The sequence below is a fragment of the Roseateles flavus genome (assembly GCF_039872765.1).
GTDB classification, from domain to species: Bacteria; Pseudomonadota; Gammaproteobacteria; order Burkholderiales; family Burkholderiaceae_C; genus Roseateles_B; species Roseateles_B flavus.
Genome location: NZ_JBDPZC010000007.1, coordinates 132,117 through 146,634 on the forward strand (window position 1 = coordinate 132,117; position 14,518 = coordinate 146,634).

Below are 14,518 nucleotides of genomic sequence, written 5' to 3' on the forward strand. Positions count from 1 at the left end.
GGAGGCCTCGTGCGTATCGCCTATGTCACCGAAACCTATCCGCCCGAACTCAACGGCGTCGCCCTTGGCGTGGAACGGGTGGTCAGCTACTTGCGCGGCCGCGGGCATGAGGTCGACCTGCTGAGGCCGGCCCAGCGCGGCGAGCGCCCGGCGCCGGCGGGCGAGCAGGAATGGCTCTGCACCGGCTGCCCCATCCCCGTCTATCCCGAGCTGCGCTTCGGCCTGGCCTCGGCGGCGGCCGTGGCGCGGCGGCTGCAGGAACGCCAGGCGGAGCTGGTGCACATCGCCACCCCGGGCCCCCTGGCCTGGGCCGCGGTGCGGGCCGCGCGCAGGCTGGGCCTGGCGCTGAGCTCGGACTTCCGCACCAACTTCCACCAGTACAGCCGCTACTACGGCCTGGGCCTGCTGTCCCCGCTGGTCGAGGCCGGCCTGCGCCAGCTGCACAACCGTACCCAGCGCACCTTCGTGCCCTCCCGCTCGGCCTACCGGCAGCTGGCGGCGCGGGGCTTCCGTCATCTGCAGCTGCTGGGACGGGGCGTCGATGCCGACCGCTTCTCGCCCGTCTGGCGCTGCGAGGCCCTGCGCGCGGAATGGCAGGCGGGCAGGGGGCCGGTCCTGCTGCATGTGGGCCGGCTGGCCGCCGAGAAGAACGTGGAGCTGGCCCTGCGCGCCCATGCCTTGCTGAGCCGGGCGCGGCCGGATTGCCGCATGATCGTCGTGGGGGACGGGCCTCTGCGTGCGCGCCTGGAGCGGCGCTACCCGGCCGCGCGCTTCCTGGGCGTGCTGCGCGGCGAGGCGCTGTCGCGCGCCTATGCCAGCGCCGACGCCTTCCTCTTCCCCAGCCTCTCCGACACCTTCGGCAACGTGACCCTGGAGGCCATGGCCTCGGGCCTGCCGGTGCTGGCCTTCAACACGGCCGCGGCGGCGGACCTCATCGTGCCGCGCCTCAACGGCTTCCTGGCCACGGTGGGCGACGACACCGCCTTCCTCGACGGCGCGCTGCGCTTTGCCGCGCCGCCGGCAGTCTTCAACACGATGCGGCTGCAGGCCCGACGGACGGCGCTGCAGCAGCATCTGCCGGAACTGCTGGCCCGCTTCGAGACGACCCTGCAGCAACTCTGCGAGGAGCGGCCGCTGGCCGCGGCCCTGCAGATGCCGGCCGTCTGAGCATGGACTCGGAGGTCCTGCCAGCGCGCAAGCGCTCCGCGCCGTCGCTGCGCGACGCCCTGGCCGCCTGGGCCGCCCGCAGCCCGGCGCTGGCCCTGTCCCGGCGCTGCGAGCTCGTTTGCCTGCGCGGACTGCATGGCCGCGCGCGCCACCCCGTCCTGCTGCGCCTCATGGTGCTGGCCAGCCGTGCCGGCAACGGACCGCTGTGGGGCCTGCTCATCGCGCTGCAGGCCTGGCCCGGCGGCCGGCCCTGGCTGGCGCTGGCCCTGGGGGCCATGGGCGCGCTGCACGTGCTGCTGGTGAAGGGGCTCAAGGCGGCCTTCGCCCGTGCCCGGCCCTGCGAACGCTGCGAGGGCGTGCAGGCCCTGGAGGCGCGGCTGGACCGCCACAGCTTTCCCAGCGGCCATACGCTGCATGCGCTCGCCTTCAGCCTCGTGCTCTCGGCGCAGGACCCGCGCTGGGGCTGGCTGCTGTGGCCGCTGAGTCTGGCCATCGCCCTGTCCCGCATGGTCCTGGGCCTGCACTACCCCAGCGACGTGCTCGCCGCCTGCCTGCTGGGCCTGATGGGCGGCAGCCTGTGCCTGCTCCTGCTGCGGCAGTTCGGGGTCTGACTTCAGGCGGTGCTCTCCAGCAGCTGCGCCACCTGCAGCAGGCTGACCGGCTGGCGGCGCTGGCTCATGGCTGCCGTGGCCACCCGCTGCCAGGAGCGGCGGGCCGAGGCATGGCGGGCATCCAGGGGATGGAGTTCCAGGCGCAGCAGCGGGCGCTCGGTCTGCAGGCGCAGCAGGGCGGCATTCCACCAGACCGAGGCCAGGCGCCGCGAGGCACTGCGCGTGCTCCATACCTGGGCCATGGCGCTGAGCGTCGGACCGTGGGGAAGGAGCACCACCTGGCGCAGGGTGCAGGTGTAGAGCAGGGGCTGCTCGCGCAGGGCCTCCCAGCTGCCGGCGCTCATCAGCCAGGCCGGCGGCACGAAGCCGGCCGGCCTCACCCCCAGGGACTCCATCCAGCGCCGTCCCGCCGTCAGCCGGCGCCGCGCTTCGGCATAGGGCAGAGCGGAGAACTCGCCCTCGCCGTGCGTGTACCACAGGCGCTTCACGCGCTGCCAGCCACCCCGGGGCAGCAGCGGGTCGCGGTGGTCGTAGCCGTGCAGCACCAGTTCGTCGCCCGCCTCGGCGCGCTGCAGCAGCCAGCGCTCGAAGGCCGGGTCGCGGGGGCTGCCATGGAAGCGTGGCACGGCCAGCAGGCTCAGCGGCCGGATGCCCATCTCGTCCAACTGATCGATCAGGCTGCGGCAGTCGGACCAGGTCGAGGGCGCAACGTCGTGGATCACCGCCGCCAGCAGGCGCGGGGCCAGACCCTCCAGTTCCTCCGGCAGCGGACGGACCGCAGCCAGGAAGGCAGGGTCAGGTGTTGCCAATCGGGTGTCGGCGCGCAGCGAAGGCTCAGTCACCCAGGGCCTCTCTTTCGAAGTGGCGATGGCGGGCCAGCGCGGCGATGAAGCTGGACACCGAGTCGGCGTCGATCTGCAGGGCCGGGTCGCGCGGCGCCTCGCAGCGGAACAGGCCCAGCTGCGGGTCGCCGTCCAGCAGGGCCTCGGGCACGCCGGCGGCTCGCAGCAGCTCGGCCGCGTCGCCCAGCATCAGCAGGGGCTTGCAGTGGCGGTACTGATCGCGGACGAAGTCCACGAGCTCCGGCTGGCGTTGCAGCGGCAGGCCGCGGCCGTCCGCCACGGCGCCGTCAGGCAGCACGAGGGCGTCCCACAGCACCGAGGGGGCGGCCTCCAGCGTGACCTCCACCTGCAGCGCCTCGCCGTCCAGCGACGGCTCCAGGGTGCCCAGACGGCGGCCGATGAAGCGCGGCACGGCGCCAGCCGCGAGCAGTGCCGCCTGGACGCTGCGCATGCCGGCGACGTCCATGCCCGCATGACTCAGCAGCGCCACGCGGCGCCCCGCGAGCGACCCCTCGCCCGGGCGTGCCATCAGGGACAGTCCGGCCGAGGCGGGTGGGTCGGTCTCGGCTTCGGCCGGGGCGGGCACCAGCAGAGGCGCAGGCTCGGGCACCGGCAGCCCCAGGCCCGCGGCCACCGCGCTGGCCAGGCGGGTGTCCACGTGGGCCAGCTGCGAGAGCACGCGCGCGCGCACCGCCGCCACCTGCACCCGCGAGAGCTCGAAGCGGAAGGCCGCCACCACGTGCGCCTGCTCGACCAGGGTCTGACTGCGCCAGAACAGCCGCGCCTGGGCATGGTGCTCGGCAAAGCGCTCCGGCTTGGCGCGCAGCTTCTCGCCCTGCACGGGCTCGGGGAAGCTGATGAAGCCGGCGCGCCCTGCCTGGAAGGGGCAGCCGCCGCCCAGCGAATTGGGCTCATAGGCCACGCGGCCGCGGGCGATGACCTGGCGGTGCATGCCGTCGCGCTGGTGGTTGTGCACCTGCGCGGTGGGCGTGTTGATGGGGATCTCGTGGAAGTTCGGGCCGCCCAGCCGGGTGAGCTGGGTGTCGACATAGGAATGGATGCGGCCCTGCAGCAGCGGGTCGCTGGTGAAGTCGATGCCGGGAATGATGTGGGCCGTGCAGAAGGCCACCTGCTCGGTCTCGGCGAAGAAGTTGTCCGGGTTGCGCGTCAGCACCAGGCGGCCGACGGGTCGCACCGGCACCAGCTCCTCGGGGACCAGCTTGGTGGGGTCCAGCACGTCGAAGTCGAAGGCCTCCGCCTCTTCCTCGCTGAAGACCTGCAAGCCCAGCTCCCACTCGGGATGCAGGCCGCCCTCGATGGCTTCCCATAGGTCGCGGCGGTGGAAGTCCGGATCGGCGCCGGCGATCTTCACCGCCTCGTCCCACAGCAGGGAATGCGTGCCGGCCACCGGCGTCCAGTGAAACTTGCACAGCCGCGACTCTCCCTGGGCATTGACCAGGCGGAAGGTGTGCACGCCGAAGCCCTGCATCATGCGGTAGCTGCGCGGGATGGCGCGATCCGACATCACCCACATCAGCATGTGCGTGGACTCGGGGCTCAGGGAGACGAAGTCCCAGAAGGTGTCGTGCGCGCTGGAGGCCTGGGGCATGGCATGGTGAGGCTCGGGCTTCAGGGCGTGCACGAGGTCGGGGAATTTCATCGCGTCCTGGATGAAGAAGACCGGGATGTTGTTGCCCACCAGGTCCCAGTTGCCGTCCTCGGTGTAGAACTTCACCGCGAAGCCGCGCACGTCGCGCACGGTGTCGGCCGAGCCGCGCTCGCCGGCCACGGTGGAGAAGCGCACGAACACCGGCGTGCGCTTGCCCGCCGCCGCGAAGGGCGCGGCCTGGGTCAGGTCCGGCAGGGGGTCGTAGCACTCGAAGTAGCCGTGGGCGCCGGAGCCGCGCGCATGGACCACGCGCTCGGGGATGCGCTCGTGGTCGAAGTGGGTCAGCTTCTCGCGCAGGATGAAGTCCTCGAGTAGCGAGGGGCCGCGCAGGCCGGCCTTCAGCGAGTTCTGGTTGTCGGCGATGCGCACGCCCTGGTTGGTGGACAGTGCCTGGCCGGTGGCGTCGGCGCGCACGCGGTCCAGGGACTCGTTGCTGGCGTTGTAGCCCGTCTCCTGCAGGCCGTCTCCCACCTTGTGCGAGGACCAGCCTTCGGTGACGGTGCTGGCGGTGACCAGCTCGTCCGGCGTGGCGATCTGCTCGCCCGCAACAGGCTCCAGGGCCTGGCCCCGGCCGTGTTCCGCGGCCTTGTGCCGGTTGGCGGGCATGGACGCGGCCAGGGCCTGGGTCCCTAGCGCGCGGCGCAGCAGCCGCACCTGCGCTTCGGTCTGCAGGCTCTGGCCGGCCTGCGGGTCGGCGTCCAGGTGGGCGGGGCCGGAGACGGTGCTCAGCGCCGAGCCCACGGGGGGCAACGGCCGGGCGGCGCGCGCCGGGCTGCCGGTCCGACTGCTGCTGCGGGTCGCGGTCTTGCGGCCCGGGCCTGCGGGCGTGCCTTCATCGGATGGGGGAGGGAGCTTTCGGCTGGCCATGGGCAGTCCTTCAGATGGTTTCGGTTGACCGGCCCTCAGCCGGTGTGCGGAGGCGTGCGGCGCGGAATGCGCCTGCGCAGGGCACGGCGCTTGCCGCCCCTGGCAGAAGCGGTGCCAGGTGGCGCCACAGGAGCAGACCATGGCGAAGTACGGCAAGAAGGCCCAGCAGGAAGTGGCCAAGGCCCTGCACGAAGAAAAGAACGGCCAGCTCAGGAGCGGCCGCAGCGGCAAGAAGGTGACGGACCCGAAGCAGGCCATTGCCATCGGCCTGTCGCGGGCCCGCAAGGCCGGCGGCAAGGTGCCTGATCCGCCGCCGCGTCACTGAGACGGCCTCAGCTGGGGCGCTCGCTGAGCAGGATCTCGACGCGCCGGTTGCGCGCCCGGCCCTGCTCGGAGTCATTGCCGGCCAGCGGCTCGCGCGAGCCGCGACCGGCCACCGTCATTTGCGAGCTGGGCACGCCGCGCGCGGCGAGATAGTCCCGCACGGTCTCGGCGCGCTGCAGGGACAGCGGCTGGTTGAGCGCGTCGTTCCCGCTGTTGTCCGTGTGGCCGATGATGTTGACCTGCATGCCGGTCCCGAACTCGCGGGCGAACTGGTCCAGCACGGGGCGCATGGAGGGCCGCAGGTCGGCACGGCCGGTGTCGAAGGACAGGTCGCCCGGCACGTGCACGCGCAGCTGGTTGTCCTGGGTGCGGCTGACCTCCACGCCGGTGCCGGCGCTGGCCTGTTCGAGGGCACGCTGCTTTTCTTCCATGCGCCGCGACCAGGCATGGCCGGCCACAGCGCCGATGGCCCCGCCGATGACGGCGCCGGTGCCGGCCTTGCCGCCCGTGACGGAGCTCAGCACCGCGCCCGCGGTCGCGCCCACCGCGGCGCCGGTCGCCGTGCGCCGGCTGCTTTCATCCATGGAGGCGCAGCCCGTGGCGACACAGACCGCGGCAATGAGGCAGACGCGGCTGCTGCCGCGCAGGAACTGGTGTTGCTGGAGTTGAGGCATGGCTAGTCTCCCTGGCCCCGTGCCGGGGCCGCATGACATGAAGTGGCACCACAGGCCGCTGTGGAACCCGAGGAGAGAAAGGGCCCAGGCCGAGGCGGCCCGGGCCAAATGGGCGCCGGGGAGGCGCCCATGGGGAGGTCGTTCAAGCAGAGCGCCGGGGGTCAGGTCTTGCCCCGGTCCGGCGACCCCGCGGGGGCCCTTCCGCCGCCGGGCGCGGCCGGCCTGCTGCGGGGATCGTCCGGGGCCAGGGGCTGCCGGGACGTCCGGTCGCCAGCGGGCTTGTCCCGCCGGTGCGCTGCTTGCTGTGGCCCGCCGATGCCGGCGAGTTCCGTGTGCTTGGATGGATTCATCGGCTTTCCGTCTCCGGGCGCCGCCAGCGGCTCCCATGGCCCTCCAGGGGCAAACCCCGTGCCGGGCCCTCATGGCTGGCGGCTGCCGGCCTGCGCAAGCTGCTGCAGCTCGGGCTTGATCAGCAGGAAGCGGCCGATCACCAGGGCATCCAGCGGCGTGCTGAAGAAAGCCTCCAGCGCATGGCGCGGCGTGCAGACGATGGGCTGGCCCCTCACATTGAAGGAGGTGTTGATGAGCACCGGCACGCCGCTGTGGCGTTCGAAGGCCTTCAGCAGGCGGTGCAAGAGCGGATGCCCCTCGCTGCTGACGGTCTGCACCCGCGCGGTCTGGTCCGTGTGGCAGGCCGAGGGAATGCGTTCGCGCCGACCCGGCTGCAGGCGGTGGATGAAGAGCATGAAGGGCGAGCCCTTGTCTTCCAGCGGGGCGGGCTCGAACCACTCGGCGAAGTCCTCCAGGGGCACGGCGGGGGCCACGGGGCGGAAGTCCTCGCGGTCCTTCAGCTCGTTGAGGCGGGCCTGCATGGCCGGGTCGATGGGCGAGGCCAGGATGGAGCGCGCCCCCAGGGCCCGCGGACCGAACTCCATGCGGCCCTGAAACCAGCCCACCACGCGGTTGGCCGCCAGCAGTTCCGCCGTGCGTTCGGCGATGTCGTCCAGGGGTTCGTAGTCCAGGCGGGCCCACTGCAGCAGGGCCTCGATCTCCTGGTCCTCGAAGCCGGGACCGTAGTAGACATGCTCCATCTGCCAGCGCCGCGGCGCCAGCGGGTAGACCGGCGCGGAGGCCGAGGCCAGCGTGCTGGCAAGGCGGTCCAGGGACGAATCCGCGCCGTCCTCCAGCTGGCGCTCGCGGGCATCCACCCACAGCGCCGCACCCAGGGCGGTGCCGGCGTCGCCGGCCGCGGGCTGGACCCAGACGGCGTCGAAGAGCCCGCTGTCGCGCAGCCGCGCGTTCATCACGCAGTTGAGCGCCACGCCACCGGCCATGGCGAGGTAGCGCTCGCCGCTGGCCTCGCGCAGCCAGCGCGCCAGCTGCAGCACGGTCTCCTCCAGCAGGTCCTGCAGCGAGGCGGCGAGGTCCAGCTGGCGCTCGTCCAGCCGGCCGCCGGGACCGCGGGCAGGGCCGAAGGCGCGCTCCATGTCCAGCGGCGTCAGCTCGTACTGGCCCTGCTCGCCGGTGCGCAGGTGCTCGCGCAGCAGGCCGGCATAGCGCGGCGTGCCCAGCGCGGCCAGGGCCATGACCTTGTATTCGTCGCTGGAGTGCAGAAAGCCCAGGTGGGCGGTGACGGCCTCGTAAAGCAGGCCCAGTGAATGCGGCATCAGCACCTCGCCCAGCGTGCTGTAGCGCTCGTCGTGGTAGCGGCCGTAGGTGGTGGTGGAGCGCTCGCCGCGGCCGTCCAGCGTCATCACGGCGCAGCGCTCGAAGGGCGAGGCCAGGAAGGCGCTGGCCTGGTGGCACAGATGGTGGGCGACGAAGTGCCACTCGTAGGGCGCCTGCTCATGCCGCACGCCCGCGAAGCGCGCCCGCAGATGGTGCGGCACGCCGTCCACCAGCAGGCGCGGCGCGCAGCTCACATAGCTGGCGAAGAGCGGGTCCCAGGGGCTCTCCCAGTCACCCTTGTCCTCTGCCGAGGGCTCCAGCGGCAGGCGCAGGCCGCCGTCACGCGCGCGGTCGTCGATGAAGAGCTGCGGATTGAAGCTGTAGGCCACGTGGTCGACCTCGGCCAGCGTGATGCCGGCCTCGGCCAGGCAGTAGTCGACGGCATGCCAGGGCAGCTCCCAGGCGGTGAAGGGCAGGGGGCGCTTGCCGTGCTTGATCCGGGTGAAGCGCTCCTCCTCGGCCGCGGCGATGAGCTGGCCATCGCGCATCAGGGCGGCGGCGGGATCGTGGAAGCAGGCGTTCAGTCCCAGGGTGATCATGCGCAGTTCCGTCAGTGAAGGCGGCGAAGCTTGGCAATCGCGATGCCAAGGGCCCGTGCTCACGCACCGCTGCGGCGTGTGTCCGCCTTCAGCACGCGGCGCATGTAGGCCAGCGAAGCGCGTTTGTGGCGCGGGTCCAGCGTGGCGGTGCAGTCGCCGGGAATGTGCAGCGCGCAGCCCCGCAAACAGGCGTCCATCGCGGTGAACTGGATGCAGAAATCGGTGGACAGCCCCACCAGCACCAGGCGCTGCGCAATTTCTGCTGCAAGCTTGTCCTGGGTGCGGTGCTGGACCTGCAGGGCATCGAAGCGGGCGTGCCAGCGGCCTTCGTTGTCATTGGCATGGATGGCCGGCACGCCGCGGGCCTGCAGAGACTGCTTGAGACGCTGGATGGCCCGCGCCACCGGCAGGGCCTGGCGCGCGAGGGCAGCACCACCGGGGAAGCGGAAGCTGCTGATGACGTCCACCAGCAGCAGGACCTCGTCGCTACGGGGCAGGGCGGGGTGCTGGCCGGCGATCTTCATGGCTTCATGGGAGGTGGGGCGCGGAAGACCCTGGTCGCCGTCGAGGCCAACGGGGGGCCGGGCATGCGGGCTGCCGCCGCGGGGCATCGTCCCGCAGCCAGGAGTGCCGATGGAGGAGTTGATGAATGGCCCGATGCAGGGCCCGACGCAGGACCTGGAGCCGGGCCCGCAGGCCAGGCCGCCGGATCGGACCGCGCCGCGGCGTCTGGCCGTTTTCGGGGCCGGCTATGTGGGCCTGGTCACCGCCGCCTGCCTGGCCTGGCTGGGCCACGAGCTGGTCTGCGTGGACAGCCAGCCCGAGCGCGTGCGCCAGCTGCGCCGTGGCGGCCTGCCCTTTCACGAACCGATGCTGGGCGAACTCGTACAGGAGCAGATGCGCGCCGGGCGCCTGCGCTTCAGCAGCTCGGCCGAGGAGGCGGTGGCGCACGGCGAGCTGCTGTTCATCGCGGTCGGCACCCCCACCGCAGCGGACGGCGCGGCCGAGCTGGCACAGGTGATGCAGGTGGCCGACGCCATCGGCCGCCACATGCCGGGGCCGCGCCAGGTGGTGATGAAGAGCACGGTGCCCGTGGGCACGGGCGAGCGGGTGCGCCAGCGCATCCGCGAGCAGTTGGCGTTGCGCGGGGTGTCCTGGCCGCTGGGCATCGCCTCCAATCCCGAGTTCCTGCGCGAAGGCCTGGCCGTGCAGGACTTCCTGCGGCCCGAGCGGGTGGTGGCCGGCAGCGACGATGCCGGCCTGCTCGAGGCCCTGCGCGCGCTGCATGCGCCCCTGCTGTCCGACCGCCGCCCCTTCCTGGCCATGGACCTGCGCAGCGCCGAGCTGTGCAAGTACGCGGCCAATGTCATGCTGGCCGCGCGCCTGAGCCTGATGAACGAGCTGGCCCTGCTGGCCGAAGGCCTGGGGGCGGACATCGAGCAGGTGCGCGAGGGCCTGGGGCGCGATCCGCGCATCGGCGCTCAGTTCCTGCGCGCCGGCTGCGGCTTCGGCGGCTCCTGTCTGCCCAAGGATCTGCGCGCGCTGCGCCACAGCGCCGCGGCCCTGGGTCAGGCCACGCCCATGCTGGATGCCATCGCGGCGAGCAACGAGCGCATGGTCGGCCTGCTGGAGACGCGGGTCTGCGAGGCGCTGGGCGAGCTGCTGGACGGCCGCCGCATCGCCGTCTGGGGCCTGGCCTTCAAGCCGCACACCGACGACGTGCGGGAATCGCCCGCCCTGGCCTTGGTGCGCGCCCTGCTCGCACGCGGCGCGCAGGTGCAGGCCTACGATCCCATGGCCGGCCCGGCCGCGCGCGAGGCCCTGGGCGAGCTGCCCGGCCTGCATCTGGCGGGCTCCGCCCTTGAGGCGTTGCAGCAGGCCGATGTGCTGGTGCTGGTTACCGACTGGCCGCAGTTCGCCGAGCTGCCGGCCGAGGCCCTGCGCGACCGGCTGCGCGGCACCCTGGTGCTGGACGGGCGCAATGCGCTGGACGGTGCGCGCCTGGCTGCGGTCGGCCTGCAGCACCGCGGCATCGGCCGCGCCACCGCGCAGGCCCTGCCGCCGGTGCAGGCCTGGCCCCTGACGCAGGACCGGTCCACGCCCCTGGGGACCGCCTGGCCGCATCGACCGGGCCACGCCGGGGCCGCGTGGCTGGCCAGCTGAGGCGGGGCCCCGGGCGATGGCGGCGGTCTGGTGGCATTTCCGGGGCGGAGCGCCGCGATGTTGACCCAGCTGCTGCTGCTCTTTGGCGGGGTGCTGCTGGCACTGGCGCTCTCCCATCGCCTGCTGCGGCGCCTGCCGCTGACGGCGGCGGTGGTCTACCTGCTGGCCGGCTGGCTGGCCGGCCTGAGCCTCGGGGCGCCGCCCATGGACCTGTGGACCCGGCATGCCTCCCTCCTGGCCCTGGGCACCGAGCTGGCCCTGCTGATGTCGCTGTTCGCCGTGGGCCTGCGCCTGCGCGTGCTGCCCCAGCTGCATCCCTGGAAGCTGGCCCTGCTGATGGCGGGCCCCGGCGTGGTGCTGGCCATGCTGCTGGGCGGTGTCGCGGGCGTGTACCTGCTGGGCCTGCCCTGGCCGGCCGCGCTGCTGCTGGCCTGCATCCTGGCGCCCACGGACCCGGTGCTGGCCTCGGAGGTGCAGGTCCGCTCCGAGACCGACCGGGACGCGCTGCGCCTGGCCCTGACGGCCGAGGGCGCGCTCAACGACAGCACCGTGTCTCCCGCCGTGATGCTGGCCCTGGGCCTGATGGGCCTGCATGCCCTGGGCGTGGGCGGTCCGCTGGGCAGCGCGCGCTGGTGGCTGGAGGATCTGCTGTGGCCCATGGCGGGCGGCGCCCTGCTGGGCCTGGGCCTGGGCACGCTGCTGGGGCGGCTGCTGCGCCGGCGCTGGCTGCAGGGCGAGCTGCTGCTGCGTGACGAGCTGCTCTACGCGGGCACCGTGGCCCTGGCCTGCGGCCTCGCCCGGCTGACCTTCACCTCGACCTTTCTCGTGGTCTTCTGCACCGGCCTGGTCTTGCTGCAAGCCTTGCGGGGTGAGACCTCGGGCGATGTCGGCTTCTCGCTGCCCGAGCGCTTTCACGCCTTCGGCTCGCGCATGGAGCGCCTGGTGGAGGCGGTGTCGGTGCTGGCCCTGGGCCTGGCGCTGCACAGCGTGCGACTCACGGCCTGGACGATGGCCTTCGCGCTGGTGCTGGTGCTGGTGGTGCGGCCGTTGTCGGTGCTGCCGCTGCTGCGGGAGAAGGAGCTGCTGCCGGGGCAGCGCCGCCTGCTCGCCTGGTTCGGCATCCGCGGCCTGGGCTCGCTGTTCTACCTGAGCCTGGCCCTGGAGAAAGGCCTGGCCGGGCCGGTGGCCGAGACCCTGATCGCGGCCACGCTGCTGAGCGTGGCCCTCTCCATCCTGCTGCATGGCGTCTCGGTGACGCCCATGATGACGGCCTATCGGCAGCGCCGCGGCCCGGGGCCGCGGCAGCCTGTACCCGCCGAGGAAGCCTCAGCGGGCACGCCCGCGACGCAGCAGGTTGACGATGGCCAGCAGAATGACGGCACCCAGCAGCGAGACCGCCAGCGCCCCGATGTTGAAGACGCCCTGGTTGATCGTTGGAATGCCCAGGATGGGCGAGATGAAGATGCCGGCGATGGCGGCGCCCACGATGCCCACGACGACGTTGAGCAGGATGCCCTGCTGCCCGTCCGTATGCATCAGCAGGCTGGCGACCCAGCCGATCAGACCGCCCATCACGAGCAGCACGATGAGATTGACCATGAAATGCCCTCCTATACGGCCCGACGGGGCCAGGCGGCTGTTTCTGGCAATCCTCGTGCCATCGGGCGGGACCGCCGCGAGGGGCGCCGGCCATGATCGTTCGCCTGGCTCGCGCGGGGTGGCGGGACCTGGCCGGCGCCGCCAATGCCTGGCTGGACGACTACGCCCCCAGCATGGGCGCGGCCCTGTCCTTCTACACGCTGTTCTCGATCACGCCCCTGCTGCTGATCGTGATCTCCCTGGCAGGCCTGGTCTTCGGCGCGCAGGCCGCGCGTGCGGCCATCCTCAGCCAGTTCGGCGCCCTGGCCGGGGCCGACATCGCGCGGCTGCTGGACGCCACGCTCAGCAGCCTGGACCGGCCCGAGGCGGGGCTGCTGGGCCTGGCCCTGGGGGTGCTGAGCCTGCTGGTAGGCGCGACCACGGTGTTCGGTGAGTTGCAGAACGCGATGGATCGCATCTGGCACCTTTCGCACGAAGGCCGCGGCGGGCTGTGGACGATCCTGCGCTCGCGGCTGCGGGCCCTGGGCCTGGTGCTGAGCCTGGGCTTTTTGCTGATCGTCTCGCTGCTGGCTAGCGCGGCGCTGGAGGCCCTGCGCGCGCGCTGGAACCCCTGGCTCAGCCAGTGGCTGCCCCTGGCCCAGGGCCTGGATTTCGGGCTCAGCTGGCTCCTGGTGGGCGCCATGTTCGGCATGATCTACAAATGGGTGCCGCAGGTGCGGCTGCGCTGGCGCGATGTGCTGGGCGGCGCGGCGCTGGCGGCCCTGCTGTTCACGCTGGGCAAGTCCCTGATCGCGCTGTACATCGCGCACAGCGGCCTGGCCTCGCCCTTCGGCGCCGCGGGCTCCCTGGTGGTGCTGCTGCTGTGGGTGTACTACGCCGCGCTCATCTTCCTGTACGGCGCCGAGTTCAGCCGCGCGGGGGTGCTTCGTCGGGCGGCGGGGGCACCCCCTGCGCCGCCATCTGCCCCGCCCCCGGCACCGGGGCCCCGGGGCTGACCAGGGTGTCCACCGCGGCGCCCGGGTCTTCCTCGCCGGCCACAGAGAGGGACTCGACGGGCGCCTGCGCCGCGGGGCGGGGTGCGCCCGCCAGCGCGGGCCGCCGGGCCACCTGTTGTGGGCGCTGGCGGCGCTTCATGGCGTTCCAGGCCGCTGCAGCTGCTTGAACTGGCTCAGCGCCTGAGCCACCACCTGGTCCATGTTGTAGTACTTGTAGGTGGCCAGCCGGCCGATGAAGGTGACGTCCTTCAGCTGCGCGGCCTCGGCCTCGTAGCGCCGGTACAGGGCGGTGTTCTCGGGCCGGGGCACCGGGTAGTAGGGATCGCCCTGGGCCTGCGGGTATTCGTAGACCACGGCCGTGGCGGGATGCAGCTGGCCGGTGAGGTGCTTGAACTCGGTGACGCGGGTGTAGGCGTAGTCGTTCGGATAGTTCAGGGTGGCACAGGGCTGCAGGTGCTCGCGCCCGGGGGGCAGGGGCAGGGTCTGGTGCTCGAAGCGCAGGCTGCGGTAGGGCAGGGCGCCGAAGCACTGATCGAAGAAGGTGTCGATGGGCCCGGTGTAGATCATGTGGCGCCAGGGCACGCAGTGGACGATGTCGCGGTAGTCGGTGTTGAGCATCAGCCGGATGTTGGGGTGCGCCAGCAGGCGGTCGAAGAGCGCGGCGTAGCCATGCAGGGGCATGGCCTGGTAGGTGTCGGTGAAGTAGCGGCCGTCGCGGTTGCAGCGTACGGGCACGCGGGCGGTGACGCTGGCATCCAGCTCCGAGGGGTCCAGGTCCCACTGCTTGCGGGTGTAGCCACGGAAGAACTTGTTGTAGAGCTCGCGGCCGATGCGCGAGACCACCACGTCCTCGGAGGTCCGCACCGCCGGCACCGCCTCGGCCCGCTGCTGGAAGAAGGCCTCGACCTCCTCGCTGCTGAGCTGCAGGCCGTAGAGCCGGTTGATGGTGTCCAGGTTGATGGGCATGGGCAGCAGCTGGCCGTCCACGCTGGCCAGGACGCGATGCTGGTAGGGGCGCCACCGGGTGAACTGCGAGAGGTAGGCGAAGACCTCGGCCGAGTTGGTGTGGAAGATGTGCGGTCCGTAGGGGTGGACCAGCAGGCCGTCGGCGTTGTAGTGGTCCCAGGCATTGCCGCCCGCATGCGGCCGGCGGTCCACCACCAGCACGCGCTGGCCGGCCTGGCTGGCCAGCCGCTCCGCCATCACGCTGCCCGCGAAGCCGGCCCCGACGATGAGGTAATCGAAGCCCGCTGCGCCGGCGGGTGGCAGTGGGAAGCGCTGTCGGTAGCTTTGCATGGGGCACTGCAGGCAAGCGCGATGCCTGAGTGCCAGGGCGGGCG

12 protein-coding genes and 1 pseudogene are annotated in these 14,518 nt (G+C 72.4%); 6 read left to right on the forward strand and 7 right to left on the reverse strand.

What is annotated here, in order from left to right; translation table 11 throughout:
- The first annotated feature begins 9 nt into the window (after positions 1 to 9).
- Together ABDJ40_RS15700 and ABDJ40_RS15705 are read left to right on the forward strand one after the other, a co-directional pair.
- The gene (locus ABDJ40_RS15700; RefSeq protein ID WP_347611286.1) at positions 10 to 1,167 is read left to right on the forward strand and encodes a glycosyltransferase family 4 protein; all 1,158 of its coding nucleotides are present in this window, start codon (positions 10 to 12) and stop codon (positions 1,165 to 1,167) included.
- A gap of 2 nt (positions 1,168 to 1,169) precedes the next feature.
- Positions 1,170 to 1,778, forward strand: a complete 609-nt coding sequence (locus ABDJ40_RS15705) for a phosphatase PAP2 family protein (RefSeq protein WP_347611288.1) — start codon at positions 1,170 to 1,172, stop codon at positions 1,776 to 1,778.
- A 2-nt stretch (positions 1,779 to 1,780) separates the two neighbouring features.
- Here the strand turns inward: ABDJ40_RS15705 and ABDJ40_RS15710 are convergent, their stop codons facing one another.
- Both ABDJ40_RS15710 and ABDJ40_RS15715 read right to left on the reverse strand, forming a co-directional pair.
- Positions 1,781 to 2,620, reverse strand: a complete 840-nt coding sequence (locus tag ABDJ40_RS15710) for a DUF2334 domain-containing protein (protein WP_347611290.1) — start codon at positions 2,618 to 2,620, stop codon at positions 1,781 to 1,783.
- Positions 2,613 to 5,156, reverse strand: a complete 2,544-nt coding sequence (locus tag ABDJ40_RS15715) for a catalase (RefSeq protein WP_347611292.1) — start codon at positions 5,154 to 5,156, stop codon at positions 2,613 to 2,615. Before ABDJ40_RS15715 ends, ABDJ40_RS15710 begins: the two co-directional genes overlap by 8 nt.
- 139 nt (positions 5,157 to 5,295) lie before the next feature.
- On the opposite strand from ABDJ40_RS15715, the gene ABDJ40_RS15720 reads away from it, so the two are divergent.
- Positions 5,296 to 5,481 (forward strand): DUF6496 domain-containing protein, encoded by a 186-nt coding sequence (locus tag ABDJ40_RS15720; protein WP_347611294.1) that lies wholly within the window; start codon positions 5,296 to 5,298, stop codon positions 5,479 to 5,481.
- Positions 5,482 to 5,488: 7 nt separating this feature from the next.
- Here ABDJ40_RS15720 and ABDJ40_RS15725 read toward each other — a convergent pair whose 3' ends face one another.
- The 3 genes from ABDJ40_RS15725 to ABDJ40_RS15735 form a co-directional block, all read right to left on the reverse strand.
- A complete protein-coding gene (locus tag ABDJ40_RS15725; RefSeq protein WP_347611297.1) occupies positions 5,489 to 6,154 on the reverse strand; it encodes a YiaD family glycine zipper/OmpA-like lipoprotein in 666 nt (221 codons plus the stop codon).
- Positions 6,155 to 6,573: 419 nt separating this feature from the next.
- Positions 6,574 to 8,421, reverse strand: coding sequence for a carbamoyltransferase family protein (locus ABDJ40_RS15730; protein WP_347611299.1), 1,848 nt, complete (start codon positions 8,419 to 8,421; stop codon positions 6,574 to 6,576).
- A 59-nt stretch (positions 8,422 to 8,480) separates the two neighbouring features.
- Entirely contained in the window at positions 8,481 to 8,945 is a 465-nt protein-coding gene (locus ABDJ40_RS15735) for a cysteine hydrolase family protein (protein WP_347611301.1), read from the reverse strand.
- A 121-nt stretch (positions 8,946 to 9,066) separates the two neighbouring features.
- On the opposite strand from ABDJ40_RS15735, the gene ABDJ40_RS15740 reads away from it, so the two are divergent.
- Both ABDJ40_RS15740 and ABDJ40_RS15745 read left to right on the forward strand, forming a co-directional pair.
- Positions 9,067 to 10,584, forward strand: a complete 1,518-nt coding sequence (locus ABDJ40_RS15740; protein WP_347611303.1) for a UDP-glucose dehydrogenase family protein — start codon at positions 9,067 to 9,069, stop codon at positions 10,582 to 10,584.
- 57 nt (positions 10,585 to 10,641) lie between these two features.
- Positions 10,642 to 11,841: pseudogene (locus ABDJ40_RS15745) on the forward strand (cation:proton antiporter domain-containing protein); the annotation flags it as partial.
- Between the two features lie 69 nt (positions 11,842 to 11,910).
- On the opposite strand, the gene ABDJ40_RS15750 reads toward ABDJ40_RS15745, so the two are convergent.
- Positions 11,911 to 12,183, reverse strand: coding sequence for a GlsB/YeaQ/YmgE family stress response membrane protein (locus ABDJ40_RS15750; RefSeq protein ID WP_347611506.1), 273 nt, complete (start codon positions 12,181 to 12,183; stop codon positions 11,911 to 11,913).
- A gap of 92 nt (positions 12,184 to 12,275) precedes the next feature.
- Between ABDJ40_RS15750 and ABDJ40_RS15755 the strand changes: the two genes are divergently transcribed.
- Complete coding sequence (locus ABDJ40_RS15755) at positions 12,276 to 13,178, forward strand: YihY/virulence factor BrkB family protein (protein WP_347611305.1); 903 nt, start codon at positions 12,276 to 12,278, stop codon at positions 13,176 to 13,178.
- 135 nt (positions 13,179 to 13,313) lie between these two features.
- Here the strand turns inward: ABDJ40_RS15755 and glf are convergent, their stop codons facing one another.
- Positions 13,314 to 14,474, reverse strand: a complete 1,161-nt coding sequence (gene glf, locus ABDJ40_RS15760; protein WP_347611307.1) for a UDP-galactopyranose mutase — start codon at positions 14,472 to 14,474, stop codon at positions 13,314 to 13,316.
- Between the last annotated feature and the right edge of the window lie 44 nt (positions 14,475 to 14,518).

Bases quoted from the DNA above. Each gene is read 5' to 3' on its own strand.
- ABDJ40_RS15705 (WP_347611288.1), top strand. From the start codon at position 1,170: ATGGACTCGGAGGTCCTGCCAGCGCGCAAGCGCTCCGCGCCGTCGCTG.
- ABDJ40_RS15715 (WP_347611292.1), bottom strand. From the start codon at position 5,156: ATGGCCAGCCGAAAGCTCCCTCCCCCATCCGATGAAGGCACGCCCGCA.
- ABDJ40_RS15720 (WP_347611294.1), top strand. From the start codon at position 5,296: ATGGCGAAGTACGGCAAGAAGGCCCAGCAGGAAGTGGCCAAGGCCCTG.
- ABDJ40_RS15725 (WP_347611297.1), bottom strand. From the start codon at position 6,154: ATGCCTCAACTCCAGCAACACCAGTTCCTGCGCGGCAGCAGCCGCGTC.
- ABDJ40_RS15730 (WP_347611299.1), bottom strand. From the start codon at position 8,421: ATGATCACCCTGGGACTGAACGCCTGCTTCCACGATCCCGCCGCCGCC.
- ABDJ40_RS15735 (WP_347611301.1), bottom strand. From the start codon at position 8,945: ATGAAGATCGCCGGCCAGCACCCCGCCCTGCCCCGTAGCGACGAGGTC.
- ABDJ40_RS15740 (WP_347611303.1), top strand. From the start codon at position 9,067: ATGAATGGCCCGATGCAGGGCCCGACGCAGGACCTGGAGCCGGGCCCG.
- ABDJ40_RS15750 (WP_347611506.1), bottom strand. From the start codon at position 12,183: ATGGTCAATCTCATCGTGCTGCTCGTGATGGGCGGTCTGATCGGCTGG.
- ABDJ40_RS15755 (WP_347611305.1), top strand. From the start codon at position 12,276: ATGATCGTTCGCCTGGCTCGCGCGGGGTGGCGGGACCTGGCCGGCGCC.
- glf (WP_347611307.1), bottom strand. From the start codon at position 14,474: ATGCAAAGCTACCGACAGCGCTTCCCACTGCCACCCGCCGGCGCAGCG.